Source organism: Nonomuraea sp. NEAU-A123, from assembly GCF_018603905.1.
GTDB lineage: Bacteria > Actinomycetota > Actinomycetes > Streptosporangiales > Streptosporangiaceae > Nonomuraea.
This window is the reverse complement of record NZ_JAHFZZ010000017.1, coordinates 202,594-221,027: the sequence shown is the minus strand read 5'-3', so window position 1 is coordinate 221,027 and position 18,434 is coordinate 202,594. Positions and strand designations below refer to the sequence as shown.

The following is an 18,434-nucleotide window of genomic DNA, read 5'->3' as shown; positions in this document are numbered from 1 at the left end:
TCAGCGCGAGCGAAAACGCGTTGCCGTAGATGCTCGCAAAACGTATGGTTTTGCGCTCGTGATTACAGTGGTGGAGCGAGTCCTGCCTGCTCGGCTGGGGACAGGATTTCGGTGGTTGCTGGCCTCGAGCTGGCTGACAAATCTTGGTGACGGGGTCGCGGCCGCCGCGGGCCCATTGCTGATCGCGACCTTGACTCGCGACCCGCTGCTGATCTCGCTGTCGGCCCTGGTGGGCTGGGCGCCGCCGCTGGTGTTCGGCCTGTATGCGGGCGTGCTGTCGGATCGGCACAACCGGCGCAGGATCGTGCTCGCCGCGAACGCGATGCGGACCGTGGTGCTGGCGGCGCTCGTCGCGCTCATGGTGAGCGGCACCGTGACCGTGGCGACGGCGCTGGTGGCGCTCACGCTCCGATCCGTCGCCGAAGTGTTCGCTGACAACGCGACGGCCACGCTGACGCCCATGATGGTCGGCAAGGACGATCTCGTCATCGCCAACGCCCGCTTGGGCACGGGGTTCATCACGCTCAATCAGCTCGTCGGGCCGCCGATCGGCGCGGCACTGTTCGGTCTGGGCTTGACCTGGCCGTTCGCGGGCCAGTTGCTCCTGGTGGTGGCGGGGATCGTCCTGGTCTCCCGGATCACGTTGCCGCCGCACGGCCGACAGGCCGACGACCCCGTGATGCCTGACACCGTACGAGAACTGATCGCCGGGTTCACCTGGACCATCCAGCACGCGGCGGTCCGCACGCTGGCGCTCACCATCCTGATCTTCAACTTCACCTTCGGCGCGGCCTGGTCGGTGCTCGTCCTCTACGCCCAGGAGCAACTCGGCCTCGGCGCCCTGGGCTTCGGTCTGATGACCACCATCGGCGGGATCGGCGGCTTGATCGGTACCGGCCTGTACGGGGCCATCACCCGCAGGGTGAGCCTCGGCGCTCTGATGCGAATCGGACTCATCATCGAAACGTTCACTCACCTGGGCCTGGCCCTGACCCATTCGCCGTGGGTCGCCGGGGGCATCTTCCTGGCCTTCGGCGCGCACGCCTTTATATGGGGCACGACCTCGGTCACCGTCCGCCAGCGCGCGGTCCCGCGCGACCTGCAGGGCCGAGTGGGCAGCGTCAACACCGTCTGTGTCTACGCCGGTCTGGTGGTCGGCTCGTTGATCGGCGGTGTCCTGGCCACCCACCTCGGTGTCGCAGCGCCCTTCTGGTTCGCCTTCGCTGGTTCCGCGGTGTTCGTGGTGCTGCTGTGGCGGCAGCTCATGCACATCGCCCACGACGACTGAGATGGTCGGTGATCTTTGGGCCTTGACATTCCGCCGACGTTGATCACGATCTTGAGGTAGATGTCGATCCACCGAAGGAGATCTGGCATACGACGCAAGCTTTCCGCGATGCTCGCGGGGACGATCCTCGGCCTGATGTTCGTCAACGCCGCCCCCGCCCAGGCCATGATGCTCGGCTGGGAGATCGTGGCCGTCTACAAGTACGAGGCCACCTGCCACCAGATAGGCAGGCTCTGGCTCGACGTCGGCCGGGCCACCCAGTACAAGTGCCGCTGGGACAGCCCGGGATTCGCCCTGTGGGTCAACCGCATCGACGAGTAAAGGCTCAGAGGGGCCAGTCATGCCGGTCACCAGGTGTTAAGTGAGCCGAAGAGCAACCCGCCGGCGATCCCGGTGAAGAAGAGGGCGAACACGATCTGTACGACGAGATCGGTGCCGGTGGCCAGGCCGTAGGCCAGGGCGTCCGTCGTGATGTCCACTGGCATGAAGCTCATGAACATCCAGGCGAATGTGCGGAAGGCGAGCATGAAGAGCCCGTCCCACCAGCCGAACAGCAGTCCCCACAGCAGGACCCCGAGGCCGAAGAAGGCCAGGTACAGCCAGCCGCCGAGCGTTGTGCCGGACTCCGGCAGGAACCACTGCGCGCCGCCCATCACCTCCACGCCGACGACTTCGTCGTGCCAGAGCCGCAGTGTGGCCGGTTGTCCCTGTTTGGCCTTGGCGTAGAAGCTCGAGGACACGTCGCGGGCCTGCCGGGCACCGTTGGCCCACTGCCAGGTGACCTCGTAGTGGGTGGTCGTGGTCGTGCTCGTGTGCGTTTGGCCGTTGGCGTCGGTGTTCGTCGTCGTCGAGGTCGTGGTGTAGGTGCGCCGACCGACAGTGGATCCCGCCTCGCTGCCGAAACAGTCGCCGACGCTCCGGTCGCACGCCACGACCTCGCGGAACTCCCTGGTCTGCCGGTACGGGCCGGCGGCGCCGGCGAGGGCCGCCACGAGCACACCCAGACCGAGCGCGACCACGATCCACCGCCCTAAGGAGCGCTTGGGCCAAGATACGCGGCGCGGCAGCAGACGGAACCGGCGAAGCCTCATGCCCCATCTTTACAACGATCACTTACCCGTGGGGCCTCCTTGAGGATCGCCTCCGAGGGCTCGGTCAGCCCGACGTGACGGTGACGGCTTGCTGGGCGCGTGCCCGGGCGGAGCCGTTGCACTGGGTCGAGGTTCCGGTGAAGATCAGGTCGGTCGATGGTCCTCGCCTCCCGTAGGGAGAGTGCATATCATCTCCGTCCATGAATGGGCATTCAGGGGAACACGAAGCTGCGTGACCATTGTGCCCAGGTGGAGCTTTGGACGCCATTGCGTTTCGCCGAGCCGTAGCTTTCATGTCCGGGGCGAATTTCGAAGGTGACAGGGCCTCCGTTCTTCAGAGTGATGATGCCGGCGTGGACGGCGGCGAGGCCAATGGAGGAGTCGTCGGTGTAGATTCCGTCTCCCCAGACGCCTCCGGCGTCACTGCGTGTTCCGCCGGGCGGGTAGACGAGGGTGAACACTTCGTAGTCGCGGCCCCGAAGGTCGGCCGCCGTGACGTTCCAGTTCGCGGCGCCGAGGTACACCGCCGCCGGCCCCGACGGAATCGGGCGCGCCCTTCCTTGCTGCTCGGAGAACACGAAGCTGCCTGACCAGTGTGCCCAGGTGGAGCTTTGGACGCCATTGCGTTTCGCCGAACCGTAGCTTTTATATCCGGGGCGAATTTCGAAGGTGACAGGACCTCCGTTCTTCAGAGTGATGATGCCGGCGTGGACGGCGGCGAGGCCAACGGAGGAGTCGTCGGTGTAGATTCCGTCTCCCCAGACGCTTCCGACGTCACTGCGTGTTCCGCCGGGCGGGTAGACGAGGGTGAACACTTCGTAGTCGCGGCCCCGAAGGTCGGCCGCCGTGACGTTCCAGTTCGCGGCGCCGAGGTAAGTCGTCCCCGCCACCGGCTCATCCGCTGGCGCCATATGCCGTGTCCGCACGATGGGCGGGTGCTGCTCGTGGGAGGCGGCGCGTAGCCGGGCGGCGAGCGCGGTGGCGTCGTCCGGACGGTGAGCGGGGCTCTTGGCCAGCAAGTCCATGACAATCTCAGCCAACGCGGCGGAGATTTCGGCGCGCAGTGCACTCGGCGGGACGGGCAGCCGGGACAGGTGTCCCGCCAGAATCTCGATAGGGGTCTCTCCGGGGAACGGCGGCCGCCCGGTCAGCAGGTGGTACAGGGTGCAGCCCAGCGAGTACAGGTCCGCACGCCCGTCTACTGCTTCGTTCGAGAGCTGCTCGGGAGCCGCATAGAGCAGGGAGGCGAACCCCTGGGCGGTCACGCTGGTGGTGGCCCCGGCGGCTCGCGCGATCCCGAAGTCGCAGACCTTGATCCGCCCGCCATCCAGCAACATCAGATTGGCGGGCTTGATGTCACGGTGCACGATCCCTGCGGCATGCGCCACCGCCAGCGCGTCCGCCACCTGTGCACCCCAGTCCGCGACCTCGTCGATCTCCAGCCCCCGAGGGTTCGCACCCAGCACCGTTGCCAGGTTGCGGCCGGAGAGTAGCTCCATCACCACGAACCGGCAGGAGCCGTCGACCCCCACGTCGTGCACCACGGTGATCCCTGGATGCGCTAACCGCGCTCCGAGCTTGGCCTCGCGTTCGAAGAGCCGAGCAGCCTGCCCGTCCCTGTCTCCGGCCCCCAGCAGGATCTTCACCGCTATCTCGCGTTCCAGACGCTCGTCGACGCCCTGCCAGACCTCTCCGAAGCCGCCCGCGCCCAGCGGATGGACCAGCCGGTACCGCCCCGCCAGCACTCGCCCTGGAACGATCATGCGCCACCCTCCACTCCCAGGCATGGACAGTCCGAGCATGCCCATCGCCATGACATGCCGCCAGCCCTGCCTTCGCGCTCCGGCTGATGGCGAGTTCCGGCTGATGGCGAGTTCGCGCTGCCCACACGCCGAGGTTTCGGCCACATTCAGAAAGAGAACAGCCATGGACGTACTGGAAGGCAAGGTAGCAGTCGTTACCAGAGCCAGCAGAGGCATCGGCGCCGCGATAGCCGGACGGCTGGCCGCCGAGGGTGCGAAGGTCGTCATCGCCGCCCGTACCGTGAGCCGTTCGAGTTCCACCCCCGGCCAGGCGGTTCGCGCAGTTCGCCCGCATCGCGGCCGACGAGGTGGTGGCGCAGAGCGGGCAAGTAAAGTGTCGGGATGGCGGGTGAGCAGCTGAGTGCGCGGGCGGACAGCTGGATCTGGTCGGTGCGGCTGACCAGAACTCGTTCGATCGCGTCCGACGCCTGCCGGGGCGGTCACGTCCGAGTCAACGGGGTGCGGGTCAAGCCCGCGCACGCCGTCCGGGTCGGGGACGAGATCCGCCTGCGACACGAGGGGCACGAACGCATCGTGGTCGTCTCCCGGATCATCAGCAAGCGCGTCGGCGCCACCGTGGCCGCCGAGTGCTACGTCGACAAGAGCCCTCCACCTCCTCCGCGCGAGGAGACCGTGACGGTGGCCGTCCGGGCTCGGGGCGCAGGTCGTCCCACCAAACGCGAGCGCCGCAGCATCGACAAGCTGCTCGGACACCCGGCGGTGGAGTCGCCGGGCCGCCGGGCGCACCCGGAGTGATCGGGCGTGCCGCATCGAACGGGGTGTGCGGTTCTCGCGCACCCCGTTCACCGGTACGGTTCCCATCGTCGCCCCTCAGAGCCACATCATGGGCCCGTCACTTGACGGATCCAGCCCGGTGAGCGGCGAGGCCAGCTTGCTCGTCAGGTCGGCGATCACCAGCTCGGTCAAGGTGCCGGAGAAGACGCGTCGATCGAATTCGACGTCCCAGACCATCGTCCACCGGTCGGGGTCCGGATCGCCGGTGTCCCACCAAATGCAGTCGCGGCCTTCGGTGTTCGCACACCACAGCAGCCCTCCCGGGGCGGGATGCACGGCCATCGCCTCGTCTTCCTCCCAGCCGAGATATTCGACCTCCTCTTCATGCCGCTGCTGGAGGTCCTCCGGCTCTCCGATCATGAGGCCGTTGATCCCGATCGTCCCGTACACCTCGAACAACCGCTTGTAGTCGCTCGGAAGCCGCAATCCAAGCGACTGCTCGATCCCCGGCCAGTCGTAGGTGTGGCTACCGGTCCGCGGCTCCCCGATGATCGTGGCCAACTGCGCCAGCGCATCTCGCGGCCCCTCCCCCGCAGGCGTGGCGGAAGCAGCGGGATCGACGCCCGGCGGGAACAGCACGCGCGCACGCGGCACCGCCGACAGCGACAGCACAGGCAGATCCAGCCGCCCATCCAGCCACCGGTCAAGAAACCCTGAGGCGCCGTACGGCAGCCGCTGCCACCCAAGACCGTCGCCATCCAGCAGCACCACCGGCCACTCGGCCGACTCGCCGCTGACAGGAAGCCACCAGCACGTCTCACCCCCGTCGAACACCCCCCACAACCGCAACCCGCCCGGCTCGGGCGCGATCGGCGACGGGACCACCCGCTTCCCCGCCACTCGCCGCGAACGCAACCGCTCGCTCACCACGGCCTCCTCCGCAGTCAGTTCGAACCCCTCCGGCGCCCCGGGACCGAGCAACCGCAGCACGCCGGCCAGCCTCCCCACGCCGTACTCGCCTACAAGCGCGGCATAGTCCTCGGGCACCCCCGTGGCCGCCTCGACCCTCGCCGCTTGCCCAGCGACCTCGAGAACGAGCGGCGCTCCCGGGAAGGAAGTTCTCTCCGGCACGTCCTTCAGCACGAGCGGGGCGAACTTCCAGGCGTACGGAGGCGACACCGCGGGCAGGGCCTCCCCCAGGTCCAGGCTGCCCCCCACCCGCGCGGCGAGCACCTCCGTCATGGGCGCGTCCACCAGCCGCCACTTCTCATCCGGCCAATGCTGGGTGAAGACCCTGGTCGGCCAGTCATTCGGATCGGCGGACACCGAGGTGTCCCAGAAGTAGTGTTCGCTTCCGCGCGACTCACCCCACACCAGGAGCGCACCCGGTTCGGGATGGAAGGCGAACGGGTGAGACGGCGGATCACCGGCACGGATGCTGCGCTGCACCCCCTGCCGCTGGTCGAGTTGCCGGAAATAACCGCCGAGCCCGGAGCAATGCGGCACCACGACCCAGACCCACTCTCCGACCAGTACGGGCCCATACCTCTCTGCGAACTCTTTGTAGTCGTCGGGAAGCCGGAGACCGAGCCACCGCTCAACGCCGGACCAGTCGACGGGAAAGGCAGCAGGGGGCGGCGGGCCGATGATGGCGGCCAGGGAGGCAAGATCCATGCCTGGATTGTGCTGCACCACACCCGGTTCGGGCGGCGGGAGGAAGGCTGAGATTTGAAAGCCGGCTCCGCGAGACCAGCACACCGTGTTGCTGCGCGCCGAAATCGACGGGGCCGCGGGGCTCAGCGGCCCCCATAGACACAAGCAGTACTTCCTGCGACTGGCTCATGCAACGATCCTGGCGACCGGAGAACTCGGGGTCCTACACAGTCATTAGGTTCGAATCCTGCCGAGGCACCAGGTTCGACCAGCAGCAAAGCGCCCTTGACCAGCAGAACGTCGGTCAAGGGCTTTTTGATGTGTCCGGTGGTGTCCGGCCATGGGTGATCGTTGGCGAGTGGTTGTGCCAGATACGTGCGCACGACCACGGACATGCCACACTCTTGCCGACCAGACGTGACACCTAGCGAGCCACGTGCGAGTCCTCACGAGAGGTGGCGCATGTCCGTTCCTGCGAAGCACTCCAGGACGACCTCCTCGCCGAAGACCCAGTCGCCCGAGCCCGGGCTGTCTTCGCCTGAGCCACCTCCTGCCGACGGCGACATCTCTCCCCGCCCCCAGGTCCCTTACAGGCCGCGCCTTGCAGCAGCAACGTCGGGTCCCTCGCCCACCACGCCTAGCGGGCATTTTGATGAGTGCTTACTGCGTAGATCCTCCTCGTTACCGTTCCATAGAGCCCCGAAAATGTCGTACGCGCGTTCTAATGTGAGTGCATGGTGATCGAGGGGCCGGACGGGCAGGGACTCTGGGGAACCAAGACACGCCTATTCATCGTCTCCTATGTTCCACTCATCGGGATCTTCGCGGCCCGGAGTGCACCGAACTGGTTGTGGACCATTTCGCTTTCCATCCTGGCCATAGTGGGCGCAGTTGATGGATGGCGCATGGTACGCACCAGCCAAAAGCGATCGAGCGCGCGCATGAAGATTACCAGCGTCGAAGATCAGGGCAATGCAGTCTCAGGCTACCTTGCGACCTACCTTCTTCCCTTCCTTACAGAGCTACCTAACGGCTGGGGCGACGGGATCGCATACTTCCTATACTTCGCTACTGCCTTTGTGATCTTCCTCAAATCGAATCTTGGAGTCGTTAATCCTACGCTCTACGTTCTCGGCTGGCGCGTCTCGCGTGTTGCCCTCAACGGACGAGACACGCTGCTTGTATCACGCAAACCAGTCAAACTCGGAGAAAGTGTACATGTCGCAGTGGCGCTAGGAGTGCACGTGACTGTCGCAACATATGGCACCATTGAGCAATGACCCCCGATGGACCAAGAGCGCTTGGCGACATCACTCTCGATGGCACTCCCTACCTGGTACTCGGTCGACGCAAAGGGCGGCGCGACATGGAGGCCAAGAAGATCATAATCCACGAGGCCCTACACGAGCCCCTCTGGGAGCTGTCCCTTAACGCCTTGGAGCGAGTTCGGGCAAGTAGCCCGCGCCCCTACGAGCCAAACGCAGAACTCGAACGGGGGGAGGAGTACTTCCTGCTTGACCTCGACGAGATACCCGAGCAGCCCGAGAAACCGTCGAAGCGCAAGAAGAGTGATCTACCTGAAGAGGACCACAATGAAGATCGCACTGCTGCTCTCGTCCGCACACTTCGAGATGTCGGAATCCTGGATGTACTAGGTCCTTACGGGCTCCCGGAGTTCGCTCCGGCCATCTTCTACTCAGTAGCTTGGCAGCAGGCAGACGACGCATGGGTTCACTTCATCCGCAAGACGAACCCACGCTCAGTATTCAAGCCTGGCCTGAAATGGTTCGGCTTCGGCGATAGCTTGAAGCGGATCGAGGATCCGGCCATGGTTATTGACGAGCATGTGGACATAATCCTCACCTCGGATCAACTAGTCGCGTTCAGCGGACAGCACCTCAGAACTCTTTTCACAGACGTACACATCGTTCTGCAAGACGTTCCGAAGTACGTGGAATCCATCAGCAAGGTACTCGAAGAGGAAAGTATCGGCATCACCGGTGATGCCAAGGCGGCATTGCTCGCAGCTTCGAAGAGGCGAGTATCGTTCGCCGCAAGGCTCTATCGATTGCAGGAGCGCCTATCAGAGATCAAACTGGACCTCGACCGGCTAGGCAATGTTCTCGATCTCCATTCGATCGACATCAGCTCTCTACTCGATGGTGAGGGAAGACTTCACTTCCAGGAAGACCAAGCAGGCTTGTTCCTTGATGTCCTCGATGGTCGGTTCTTCAAGGACGACTGGACGGGGGAGCCGCGCCGGGCGGATAGGTACTCGCGCTGGCAGCCAACGTCCAGTCAGTAGATTGCCCTGACGGCCTACTGCTCCTCATCGCGCTTGACCCGGCTGGCAATCGTCTAAGTCTGTGCTCTGACATCATCGAGGGCAGTTCGGATGGCCGTGCGGTGTATCGCCCACTCGTCGCCGCCCGGTCGATCAGTGCCAGCAACTGACGGCCCACATCAATCTGGAGCCATCTGCTGATGCGCAAGGTCTGGGCCTACCAGGCCTGCCGCAGCGCCGAAGCGATGGTCCGCCGAACGCGGTCCCCGGTTGGCGATTTTTCGCTTGTCAGATCCTCGGTAGGCCGTCGAGGGCGCCCGTGTGCAGCCGTAGGACCATGTTTCCGGATATGGGCGGAGTGATCTTGGGATGTTTCACCGCTCACGGCGCTTGTTGCACCAGGTGTTGTGACGCCCACAACCGGCTAAACCTTCTTCAGGTCGTCTCATCCGGCGTGTGGAAGGTAGACCTCTCGATCCGTCCGGCTTGGATAAGCAATCCAGCTTGGACCCGCCCAGTGATGTGGTTGTACACCGTGCCGCCAGGCGCGGCCGAAAGCTTCTGCAACTCACCGACCCAGCTCGAGTCCGACTGGAGAAGCCGCAGCAGGCGAGCCCGCCACTCGCCTTCGACCACCGCCGCCCCCGCGCCGTCTCCCCCTGAAAGGGCGTTCACAAGGACGGCCCGGGAAGCTTCCAGCTCCCGCAGCACGTCCTCCTCGTCACCAGCCCTCCCAAGCACGGCAGCGAGCCTGTCTTTCGTCTGGGCCCAGGCGTCGGAGATCATCAATGTGATCAGAGTCGATGCGCCGGAAACCGCCAGCGCCATCAGTTCAGCTTCCATGATCTCCTCCTTACTGATCGTTCCACGGATTCTGTCCATCAACGTCTGGGTCGTTACGCGCGTCGCTGTCGGGGGGAGCGCTCGGTTCGGCCAGGTCGAATCGGCGTACGATCTCCTCGGCAACATCTGGTCGGCCGTAGTTGTGCACCAGCAGGGCTATCTGGTGCACGAAGAGATCTCTCTGCCCCTCTAGATCGAGGGCGTGCAAGAACGCTGCCAGGTCATCCACCGGCGACGCTCCATTCACCGATGGCATAGCGCTGAACTCGTAGCTGGTTGCGTCCGGCAGTTTCCTGTTATTGGCCGCGGAAGCCAGCGTGGAGAGCAGGCCGATGTCGTTCACCGTCTTCTCCACCTGGTCGTCATTTTTGACGAGCCACCACACGACGGCGCTCCCGGTGTCCTTGAGTACGTCTTCTTCGAGGTACTCCCGCTTGCTCTGCTCGTACTTGCGGTCGTGTTCCCAGACCACCCGGTCCTTGCGCACCTCGGCCAGCTTGTCGAGCCGTTCCTGATCTTGTGCAGAGAGGGTGACCTGTACAGACTCGGCCATGGCTTGGACATGGCCGGTGGGGTCCTTCTGCATCGTGCCTAGAATTCCGCCGAGCTCGTGCGCGACAAGCGAGGCCCTGCCCGGCTCGCGGTGCTCGGTGATCTCCCGCGCGCGCTTGAGGATCGCGTCCATGGCCAACGCTGCGAGATTGACCCGCTTGTCGTCCCAAAGCCGATCGACGGGCGTCCAAAGGACGACCGCGGAGAAAAGGAAATCGTAGTCGTCCTCCTGGCTGGGCAACGGGACCTGGTCAACCCGCTGTTCTCGGGGCTCGACCGGAGGCGGCGGCGGAGGCACGTAGAGGCTCGAAGGCTCTATCGGGGCTGTCGTCCGACGCCTGGCCATGACGAACCTGTAGAGCGAGCCCACCGCGACCACGAGCGCCAACGCGACAGCTGAAAGCCATATTTCCCAGGGAGCGAAGGCGACGAGGCCGGCCAGCAGTACTCCGCCGATGACGCAGAGATAGATCATGACCGTGTTGCGGCCCGAGCTCATGGTGCCCTCCACAGCGTTGATCAGGGGATCTGGATGCCTTGACTGGTGGAAATCTTGCGCAGGACGACATCGAGGAAGGCGGCGGAGTGGTCAGCCCCGTTCTCCGCAGATCGGGACACGGCCCGCGCTTCGGTGTAGAGGCGACCCAGGATCGCGCTACGCTGCTCGCCGCCGGAGACGAGCACGTCGACGAGTACGTCGCGGTGACGATCGTCGTGATGAGCCACGGCGAGCCACTGCCGCATACGCGCCTGCCAGATGGTCTCGTCGCGCTCGTGGAAGACGCGCCTCCACCCGTCGGTCAGCATGGTGCGAACCTCCGCATTCGCAGCGAGGGGCCGGCCGTGGTGCCCGGGAGCGGTGAACGCCGCGGGGTCGGCGAGGTCCAGGAAGAGATCGGGGTCTTTTTCGTACTCCTTCCGGTTACCTTCAAGCGACTGGGTGAGCCGGAGGAGCAACTGCCGCCTGAACCACGGGTCGCCGGAAACCAGCTCCAGCAGCGCGGTACGGGCGTCCGACGTCCGATTTTCCCTCCTGGCGCGGTGATGGAGCCGCACTATGGCCTGGTCGGGATGGCTGAGGGCGATGACCTTGGCGCACATCACGATGACGACCTGGGACAACGCCTCGGAGAGGTGGTCGTCGGTCGCCCAGTTGTAGATCTGCTTGCGGAAGAAACCGCCGTGTTCCTCGGTGTTGAGCGCGCGCTGCAAAGCCTTGTGGGCGGCCATCTGCCGACGGTAGGTCATCGGTCCCTTGGTCCACTCGGCCACCGCGTCGACCAGAACGTGCCGGTATCTCGGGTGCAGGCATTGGCCGGCGAAGCGCGTGACAAGGAGGTCGCGGTCCTTGTCGGGCAGGTCGGTGCGATCGATCATCTTCCCGACCCACTGCCGGATGCCGTCCCGCAGCCCCGGCATGTGGTGCCAGAAGTGCGCGCGGACCGCGGCGTCGTACCCCAGCTCCTCGAACCGCACGTGACCTCGGTCATCGAGTTCCGCGCCAATGCCTTTCAAGCTCTCCACGAGATCGGAACGCTCCAAAGAGTGACATTCATCAGCGTACGAGACAGTCGAAAGCAGCGTCATGGCGGCGTTGTAGACGTGGTCGACGTGGGCGTCCTGGAGCATGGCCGCAGCGAGAAACAGAGCACGTTGAGGGCCGAGGCGCAGCTTGGCGATCCTTTCAGCTACCTCGGCACCGTGTCCGGTGTAGGCCGTTTCCGCGGCCTTGTACCAGGCGGCATAATCATTCCCGGGGTTCTTCTGATGTGCCAGGTCGACGAGATAAGCGAACCGTGCGACGTCCCGAAGCGGCCGGTTGGTACGCAGAAACCCCGGCAGCGGACCGGTCGCAGCGCCGGGTACACCCGCCAGCCGCAGGTAGCGTCGGAGAACCTCGTGCGCGACCGGCCGTCCGATCGCGGCGTGGAACCGAGTGAACTCTGGCCAGAGCCCTTCACCGCCCTTGCTCGGCAAAACGACCACGAGAAGGGCCGAATGCCCGACGATCATCTTGCGTACGGAGGACAGCTCTTCCTGGAACGCGCGCCAGACCCGTTCGTCAGCCTGCGCCAGGTTCAGCCATACGCGGTCGTCGTCACCGACGGCGGCTGGCTCCAGCCGGTATCTCCCGATCTCCTTGTCCCATTCCCAGGTCAGCTCGTGAAAGAGCTCGTCTCCCGTGGACAGCCCGCGCAGAAGAGCCTTGGCCGTCGCGACCCTGCCGCTGCCCGCCTCACCACTCAGCAACACCGTCCGGTGGGTCTCGAGGAGATCGCTCGCCTTGCCGTAGCCGGGAGGATGGACAAAGCGCCGCCAGAACCAGTCCAGTTCCTCGATGAAGGTGAACCGCGGGTCCGGGCTCCGCGCCGCCGTCGCTGCCATGACGGCGTAGTAGTTGAGGTCCCCGCTCCCCGTGTGTATCGGCCCGGTCACCGGTCGTCGTCCTCCTCCTCTTTGTCGCGCGTGCCACCGAAGTCGTGCTGGATCCCACCCTGATTGGCGCCGGCGATATACGTCGCCCCCATCCCCGAGATGCGCGGGGAGTGCTGGTTGATGTCACCCGATCCGGTATGGAGCAGCCCCTGATTGCCTTTGAAGACGGTGCCAGCGTCTCCGGTGAAGTCTCGGGCCTGGATGATGTTCCCGCGCGCCTCGTCGATCGAATTGCGCACGTCGCCGGCCTCGGGCTCCCGCTGCGGGGTCCGGTCCGCGGCCTTGAGCCGGGGCAGTTTCGCGGCGAGCATGTCACCGATTCGTGTGAGACCCGACTGCAAATCATGCAGGTCCAGCCGAACCGATTGGACGTCGGCGAGCCGCCTCAGCGGCGCCGGCAGGTCGGCGGGGTCCAACCGCTCGGTCTTGCGGTCGTCGAGGACGGGGATTACCTCTATGCCGCAGGTGAGTGCCTCCAGGATCTCCTTGCGTACCCAGTCGCCCTCGTCATGCAGCTCGGGGCGCTTCGACCAGTTCGGCCCGATGACGGCCAGCACGACGCCGCTGCGCCGTACCGCGCTGATCAGTTGGTCCGGGTACGCGGCGCCGGGCTGAATGGACTTGGACGCGCGGAAAATGTATTCGTCCCCGAAGCGGTGCGAAAGATCCCGCTCGAGCAGAGCAGCGATCTTCTCACCGTCACCCGTGCGGTAGTTGATGAACACCTCGTACGTCACTGGCTGGTCCCCATCCCTGGGTCTAGGAGTTGACGAATTGCAGAGCCGTGCCGAGTTCCGGCGCCACCCGTCGCACCGCCACGTTCCTGGGATGACGGGAGAGCGTCCGCGCGAGCGCGCGCATGTCCTGTGCGATGGTGGCCGAGCTCACGGTGGCGGCAGCGCCGAGGAGTTGACCGGTCAGATCACAGGCGTGTTCGATCTCACCTGCCATGGCGTGGGCGAGCGCCCGGCGCATCCCGTAGCGGACGCGCGTCCGTAACGCGTGCGGCGGCACGTGCGCCATCTGCTTGCCCATCACCTCAGCCGCATCTCGCGGGCGTCCGAGGTCGTACAGGCACCAACCGGTGATCATGCCCACGGGATCGGGCAGATTGGTGGTGCCGATCACAGGCGGCCCATCCGGTTGCGACCTCACCCCGGTCAGCAGGACGCGAGCCCGGTCCAGGCTTCGCATGCAGGCGTCGTAGTCACCCGCGAGAGCGTGGCCTTGCGCTTCGCGTTGTGCGGCCAGGCCTCGGATCCGAGGCGGTAACATCGGCTTCTGCGCCCGCCTCGCCAGCTCAATCGTCTGCGCAGCATCGTCTCGGTACAGAGTGACCAGGGCGTGACGGACATGGCCATACGCGGCCAGGTCCCTGTCCCCGCCCGCCGCCGCGAGGTCCACCGCGTGGCGGGTCCACCACAAGGCGCCCTGATCGTTGCCGATCTCCTGCATCATCCAGCCGGCGTACTCGGCGTACCGAGAGGCCAACTGCAGTAGTCCTCCACGGGTGCGAGGTCCCGTACCAGAGGAGAGTTCCTGCAGCGAGTGGGTCTGCGCGATGAGCGCAGGCAGCAAAGCCCCAGGCCCGGCTACCTGACCGAGCTGTCGGTAGTTGTCGAACAAGGTACGGGACGTGCCAAGAAGCGTCGTGCCTCCAGCGGGGAAGGATGTGTCCGGGCGGCCTATGCTCATCCCGGCGGCGGACGCGACACCCATGGTCATCACCTGCCGTCTGCTCAACGGCTGGAACCAGCTCTGTCCGTCTCCGGACAACGCCATCAACCACACCTCCTCTCCATTGCGTGCTTCGGTAGCCTCCGTGGAGGTCGGCTGTATGCGAACCAGAGCCGCCAACTCACCAGCGGCGCCGAGCGTGTTGTCACAGAGTCGCGCCAGCTCTCGGCTGGGCGCTTTCAACCCTCGTTCGACCTTGCTGAGCTGGCCTTTGCTGTAGTGGACCAGCTTGGACAGGCCAGTGAGCGTCAGACCTGCAGCCAGACGTCGCCGGCGCAGTTCTCGGCCGAAACCGGCTGGGTCCTGGACCACCTGAACCTCCCCCTCACCCCGCCGAGCAGCCGAGAGTCACTGCCTGTAAGAGTGCGTCAGCAAATCAAGGTGGACAAGGGAGATTTCCTCGTTTCCCGTTTCCACTTGCCTTCGCACCCACCATGGGCGGACTACGCCTGCCCAGTTGCTCTTCCAGCAGAACCGCATCTCCGTACTGGGCCTGTGCAGGAGGGACGTGTGCAAGACCGCGAGAGGATCTCGGCCAGGCTGCGAAACTGCGTTTCCCCTGTTCTTGTCCGGCTGCGACGGCCGCGTCATGGCGGCGTTCACGGCAGCGTGTATTGACCTCTATCGCAGCTCGCTATAGCTGGAGCGAATCGGATATACGAGCGGGCGATGGTCGGATAAGGTCCGGATCATGCACCTGGGTGCGTTTTCGAAGGCAGTTGCCACGGTACTTGCTTGTTCCGCGGTCCTGGCGGGCTGTGCGGGAGAGCCGGAACGACCGACGCTTGCAGAGGCGACCCGGCAGCTCGTGAGCGATGGCGACGCGTTGGTATCCGGGATCAAGTCGGGCCTGACAGGGCTGACGCAGGAGCGGGCGGACCAGGACCGGAACACGACATGCCTGAAGGGCGAGACACAACGCTACTTCAGGGCCAAGGGAACCTTCGCGAACCCGTCCGCGGAGAATCCGCCCAGTCTTGTCGGGTTGCTGAAAGGCGAACTCGAAGGTAAGGGCTACACCGAGGTCGTGGACAACCTGGACCTCTGGGAAGACGATGTGAGTGTTTCTGTGGTGACCAACCCGACGACCAAATTAACTTTCGTGCTCCTCGCCCGCAAAGAGCCAACACCCAACGTCATGATCGTCGGCAAGACAGAGTGCTACCCCGGCAACAGCTGAGCTCGGTCACATGGGATCCGGCACCTGTGCGGCCTCCGTCCGCAACTGCTGGGCTCGGCGGCGAAGGCTTTCAGCGGTGGCCAGGCACGAGTTTTCCAGGTCGCTCATCTCGCGCCTGAGGCGGATGGCATGCGTGAGATACCGTTCCGCGGCTGGCCCCTTCCAGAAAGGCTCGCTGTCGCTTGGTTTTGACGGGATGCCCTCGAATGTGTCGGCCAGGGTCCGCGCATACGTGGTGAAGGTGGTGGCGAGGGCCTCCTTCTCGGCGGCCTCGCGGAGCAGTTGGTGCCGGACGGGCATGGTCAGCCGCCCCTTCTTTTCAGCGCGTCGAGCAGAGCGTCCTGCATCCGGCCCTCCATCGCGTCTCTCATGAAGCCCATCTGCGATGTCGTCATCGGGGCAAGCCCGTGTGCTCGCAGCGAGCCATCCAGCCAGGAGATCTGCTCGTCGATGAGCTTGTCGGCGACTTTCTCAGCAGTGTTTGGTGTCTTCTTGTCGAGATAGTCTGTGATCATGCCCTTCAGCGCGTCTTTGACCTCGTCGAGCCCCTTGGCTTTGCCGGTGGACACGATCTTGCTGCTGATGGGGAAGTGTTCGTCGAAGTAGTCGACGGGCATGAGGACGAAACCGGCTAATCGATCGGCGTACTCATCGTCGCTCCACTCGGCGTAGGTCGAGCCGGCCAGCAACAGGTTGGACAGCGCGCCCGTCCGCTCGGCGAGGTTGATGTGCGCTTCCTGCTTGTAGTTGCTCGGGTCGAAGGGGTGAAAGCGCCCCATGTCGAGTTCCTTGGTGTACTCCGTCCCTGCCTTCATCAATGTGTCGGCTGCGGCGGGGTCCTGCATTAACGCGCCCAGGAACCGGGCGCTCACTGTGGGGTCGAGCTTGTCCCATGGTGGACTGGGCCCCAGGTAGGGCATCTTCGGCGAGTTGCGCTCGGCCTGGCCTCGGGCGAGGTTGTCAAGGATGGGCTCGATGTCCTGGGCTAACACCCGGCTGATGGGCGAGTTGGCGAAGGTCCCGATGCCGCCGCCGACCCAGAAGGTGTTCTCGGATCCGATGCTGTTGATGACGGTGAGCCACGCCCGCCCCCGCACGTCGTCCGCCCCGGAACCCGGCTTCAACGCCCCGTGCAGCGCCTTTGCCAGCGCTTCCTCGTAGGCCGGGACGCCGGTCGTCGTGATGGTGTAGGCGTCCAGCAGGACACCGGCCTCTTTCTGGTGCTCGGCGAGTAATCGCTGGAACGCCTCCGGATTGGCCTGGTATGCCTTGGCCAGGTTGTACAGGTTCCAGTTGGGGTCCGTCGGATATGCGTCGGAGTTCGGTGGGCGATTCAGCAGGTTGGTCGCCACCTGATTGAGGAACGTGCCGGATTGCGGGGCCAGCCGGACCAGGGCCGTCAGGATGTCCGAGGGTGCCGTCTCCACCATCTTCCGCCAGTCGTTCCCGAGCCGCCCGGAGCCCTCCGCGCTGGCGAAGGCCTTGGCCAGCAGCCCTGGCGAAGCGTCGCCGGCTCGCTTGAGCGCGTCCGGGGCCAGGCCTCTGCGGTCTCCCTTGGCCTGGGTGTTCATCCAGTCGCGGAACAATTTCTGGAAGGTCTGGGTGCCGAGTGCGGTCAGCAGTGCAGCGGCGTAGGCAGGGTCGTCAGCCCTGCCCTTGAGCGCCGCCAGAGCCTTCTCCACCTCACTCCAGCTCTGCCCGGAAAGGTACTGGTCATGGTGCTTGAGCGCGTCAGCGATGGCGGCCGCGTCCTTCCTGGCCGCCTGCATCGCCTCGGTCTCGCTGCTGAAGGGGAAGGTGCCGGTCAGCATGCCCTTCTGCTGCGTCGCCACCATCCGCTTGATGGTGCCGACGCGCCATTTGAGGTCCTGCTGCGACTCGTGGAAGAACGCCCAGGTGCGATGCATCGGGGTGACGCCCCCGCGGCCGGCCCAGTCCTCACCGGCCTCGGCGATCGCCGCCTCGAGCCCGGGCCGCGCCCTGCCCAGGACATCCTTCCCGGCCTCCATCTGGCGGATCAGCTTCTCCGCGCCGAGGGGATCGACCCCGACGAACTCCCCCATGGCCCCCTCCCAGAGGGTGTGGCTACACGCCGGGAGTCAAGCACAACGGGCGTCTCACGTAAATGCGTTATACATTCTTACAAACAATCTGAACCGCGTATGTGCGTTTAATCGTAATAAGTACGGACGCAGCCGCAACTTGGCAGAGATCCGATAGCCCAACAACTCATGGCAAGCATGGTTGCGAAGCAGGAACTCGGGGCGATCAGCAGACGAGCCGCTCGTGATCGCGATCAGGTCGGTAAGAATCCTGGGCAATACCTCGCCCAGAGCGGTGAACTTGGCGTCTTGGCGAAGCTGCTCGGCGAGTCGAACATTGGCCTCCAGTTCCTGAAGCGTCCGCGGCTCCCCCGGGGCCGGCAGCACCACCCCACTGGGCAGGGAGGCTTGCTGAAGCGCCAGCCGCAGCCCGGGAACCGCGGCGTGCCCGGAGTCGAGTTCCGCCGTCTCGTGCTGGTAAGGCTGGCCGGTGAGCTCGGCGACCTCGACCCCGAGGACCTCGGCGAGCTGGCCGACGACGCTCATCCGGTCGAGCGGCATCCGTCCGTTCTCCACCTTGGACAGCCAGGAGATGGACCTGCTGATCTTCTCGGCGAGGGTCGCTTGATCCCATCCCTTGCGGTGAGGAGCTCGCGCGATCCGCTGGCGCTGCGTCACGTACTCTGTTGCCACGTCGCCGCCCCTCCTTCTCGTCGTCGCCTGCTTTGACGATAAGGCGGAGGACCTGCGCGACTGGCAGAAAGACTGCCAGTCGGCGGGCATGCGAAACC

Annotated in this window: 18 protein-coding genes; 7 read left to right on the top strand and 11 right to left on the bottom strand. The window is 65.1% G+C overall.

What is annotated here, in order from left to right; genetic code table 11:
- The first annotated feature begins 115 nt into the window (after positions 1 to 115).
- Entirely contained in the window at positions 116 to 1,288 is a 1,173-nt protein-coding gene (locus KLK06_RS41345; protein ID WP_214641145.1) for an MFS transporter, read from the top strand.
- Positions 1,289 to 1,396: 108 nt separating this feature from the next.
- Positions 1,397 to 1,609: a hypothetical protein gene (locus KLK06_RS41340; RefSeq protein ID WP_214641144.1), complete on the top strand. Its 213-nt coding sequence runs from the start codon at positions 1,397 to 1,399 to the stop codon at positions 1,607 to 1,609.
- Positions 1,610 to 1,635: 26 nt separating this feature from the next.
- Here the strand turns inward: KLK06_RS41340 and KLK06_RS41335 are convergent, their stop codons facing one another.
- Positions 1,636 to 2,307 carry a hypothetical protein gene (locus tag KLK06_RS41335; RefSeq protein WP_214641143.1) on the bottom strand — a complete coding sequence of 224 codons (672 nt, stop codon included), beginning with the start codon at positions 2,305 to 2,307 and terminating at the stop codon, positions 1,636 to 1,638.
- 284 nt (positions 2,308 to 2,591) lie between these two features.
- Positions 2,592 to 4,442, bottom strand: coding sequence for an LCCL domain-containing protein (locus tag KLK06_RS41330; RefSeq protein WP_374197182.1), 1,851 nt, complete (start codon positions 4,440 to 4,442; stop codon positions 2,592 to 2,594).
- Between KLK06_RS41330 and KLK06_RS63270 the strand changes: the two genes are divergently transcribed.
- Both KLK06_RS63270 and KLK06_RS41320 read left to right on the top strand, forming a co-directional pair.
- Positions 4,357 to 4,542, top strand: coding sequence for a hypothetical protein (locus KLK06_RS63270; RefSeq protein WP_374197186.1), 186 nt, complete (start codon positions 4,357 to 4,359; stop codon positions 4,540 to 4,542). The two genes, KLK06_RS41330 and KLK06_RS63270, sit on opposite strands and share 86 nt — an antisense overlap.
- Complete coding sequence (locus KLK06_RS41320) at positions 4,524 to 4,937, top strand: RNA-binding S4 domain-containing protein (protein ID WP_214641140.1); 414 nt, start codon at positions 4,524 to 4,526, stop codon at positions 4,935 to 4,937. The genes KLK06_RS63270 and KLK06_RS41320 overlap by 19 nt, the downstream gene beginning before the upstream one ends.
- 75 nt (positions 4,938 to 5,012) lie before the next feature.
- Here KLK06_RS41320 and KLK06_RS41315 read toward each other — a convergent pair whose 3' ends face one another.
- The gene (locus KLK06_RS41315) at positions 5,013 to 6,590 is read right to left on the bottom strand and encodes an SMI1/KNR4 family protein (RefSeq protein WP_214641139.1); all 1,578 of its coding nucleotides are present in this window, start codon (positions 6,588 to 6,590) and stop codon (positions 5,013 to 5,015) included.
- A 713-nt stretch (positions 6,591 to 7,303) separates the two neighbouring features.
- On the opposite strand from KLK06_RS41315, the gene KLK06_RS41310 reads away from it, so the two are divergent.
- Positions 7,304 to 7,849, top strand: coding sequence for a hypothetical protein (locus tag KLK06_RS41310; RefSeq protein ID WP_214641138.1), 546 nt, complete (start codon positions 7,304 to 7,306; stop codon positions 7,847 to 7,849).
- Complete coding sequence (locus tag KLK06_RS41305; RefSeq protein WP_214641137.1) at positions 7,846 to 8,874, top strand: hypothetical protein; 1,029 nt, start codon at positions 7,846 to 7,848, stop codon at positions 8,872 to 8,874. The genes KLK06_RS41310 and KLK06_RS41305 overlap by 4 nt, the downstream gene beginning before the upstream one ends.
- A gap of 414 nt (positions 8,875 to 9,288) precedes the next feature.
- Here KLK06_RS41305 and KLK06_RS41300 read toward each other — a convergent pair whose 3' ends face one another.
- Genes KLK06_RS41300 through KLK06_RS41280 form a run of 5 tightly spaced genes read right to left on the bottom strand, consistent with a single transcriptional unit; the run spans position 9,289 to position 14,733 of the window.
- Positions 9,289 to 9,696 carry a hypothetical protein gene (locus tag KLK06_RS41300; protein WP_214641136.1) on the bottom strand — a complete coding sequence of 136 codons (408 nt, stop codon included), beginning with the start codon at positions 9,694 to 9,696 and terminating at the stop codon, positions 9,289 to 9,291.
- Positions 9,697 to 9,706: 10 nt separating this feature from the next.
- Positions 9,707 to 10,747 (bottom strand): hypothetical protein, encoded by a 1,041-nt coding sequence (locus KLK06_RS41295; RefSeq protein WP_214641135.1) that lies wholly within the window; start codon positions 10,745 to 10,747, stop codon positions 9,707 to 9,709.
- A gap of 20 nt (positions 10,748 to 10,767) precedes the next feature.
- Positions 10,768 to 12,633 (bottom strand): hypothetical protein, encoded by a 1,866-nt coding sequence (locus KLK06_RS41290; protein ID WP_214641134.1) that lies wholly within the window; start codon positions 12,631 to 12,633, stop codon positions 10,768 to 10,770.
- Positions 12,634 to 12,680: 47 nt separating this feature from the next.
- The gene (locus KLK06_RS41285; protein ID WP_214641133.1) at positions 12,681 to 13,421 is read right to left on the bottom strand and encodes a toll/interleukin-1 receptor domain-containing protein; all 741 of its coding nucleotides are present in this window, start codon (positions 13,419 to 13,421) and stop codon (positions 12,681 to 12,683) included.
- A gap of 22 nt (positions 13,422 to 13,443) precedes the next feature.
- Positions 13,444 to 14,733, bottom strand: a complete 1,290-nt coding sequence (locus tag KLK06_RS41280) for a helix-turn-helix transcriptional regulator (protein ID WP_214641132.1) — start codon at positions 14,731 to 14,733, stop codon at positions 13,444 to 13,446.
- 379 nt (positions 14,734 to 15,112) lie between these two features.
- Here KLK06_RS41280 and KLK06_RS41275 point away from each other — a divergent pair, with 379 nt between their 5' ends.
- Complete coding sequence (locus tag KLK06_RS41275; RefSeq protein WP_214641131.1) at positions 15,113 to 15,601, top strand: hypothetical protein; 489 nt, start codon at positions 15,113 to 15,115, stop codon at positions 15,599 to 15,601.
- Positions 15,602 to 15,607: 6 nt separating this feature from the next.
- On the opposite strand, the gene KLK06_RS41270 is transcribed toward KLK06_RS41275, so the two are convergent.
- The 3 genes from KLK06_RS41270 to KLK06_RS41260 are packed head-to-tail and all read right to left on the bottom strand — an operon-like array spanning position 15,608 to position 18,336.
- The gene (locus KLK06_RS41270) at positions 15,608 to 15,901 is read right to left on the bottom strand and encodes a hypothetical protein (protein ID WP_214641130.1); all 294 of its coding nucleotides are present in this window, start codon (positions 15,899 to 15,901) and stop codon (positions 15,608 to 15,610) included.
- A 2-nt stretch (positions 15,902 to 15,903) separates the two neighbouring features.
- Entirely contained in the window at positions 15,904 to 17,664 is a 1,761-nt protein-coding gene (locus KLK06_RS41265) for a hypothetical protein (RefSeq protein WP_214641129.1), read from the bottom strand.
- A gap of 54 nt (positions 17,665 to 17,718) precedes the next feature.
- On the bottom strand, positions 17,719 to 18,336 hold the full coding sequence (locus KLK06_RS41260) for a helix-turn-helix transcriptional regulator (protein ID WP_214641128.1): 618 nt from the start codon (positions 18,334 to 18,336) through the stop codon (positions 17,719 to 17,721).
- Positions 18,337 to 18,434: the final 98 nt, after the last annotated feature.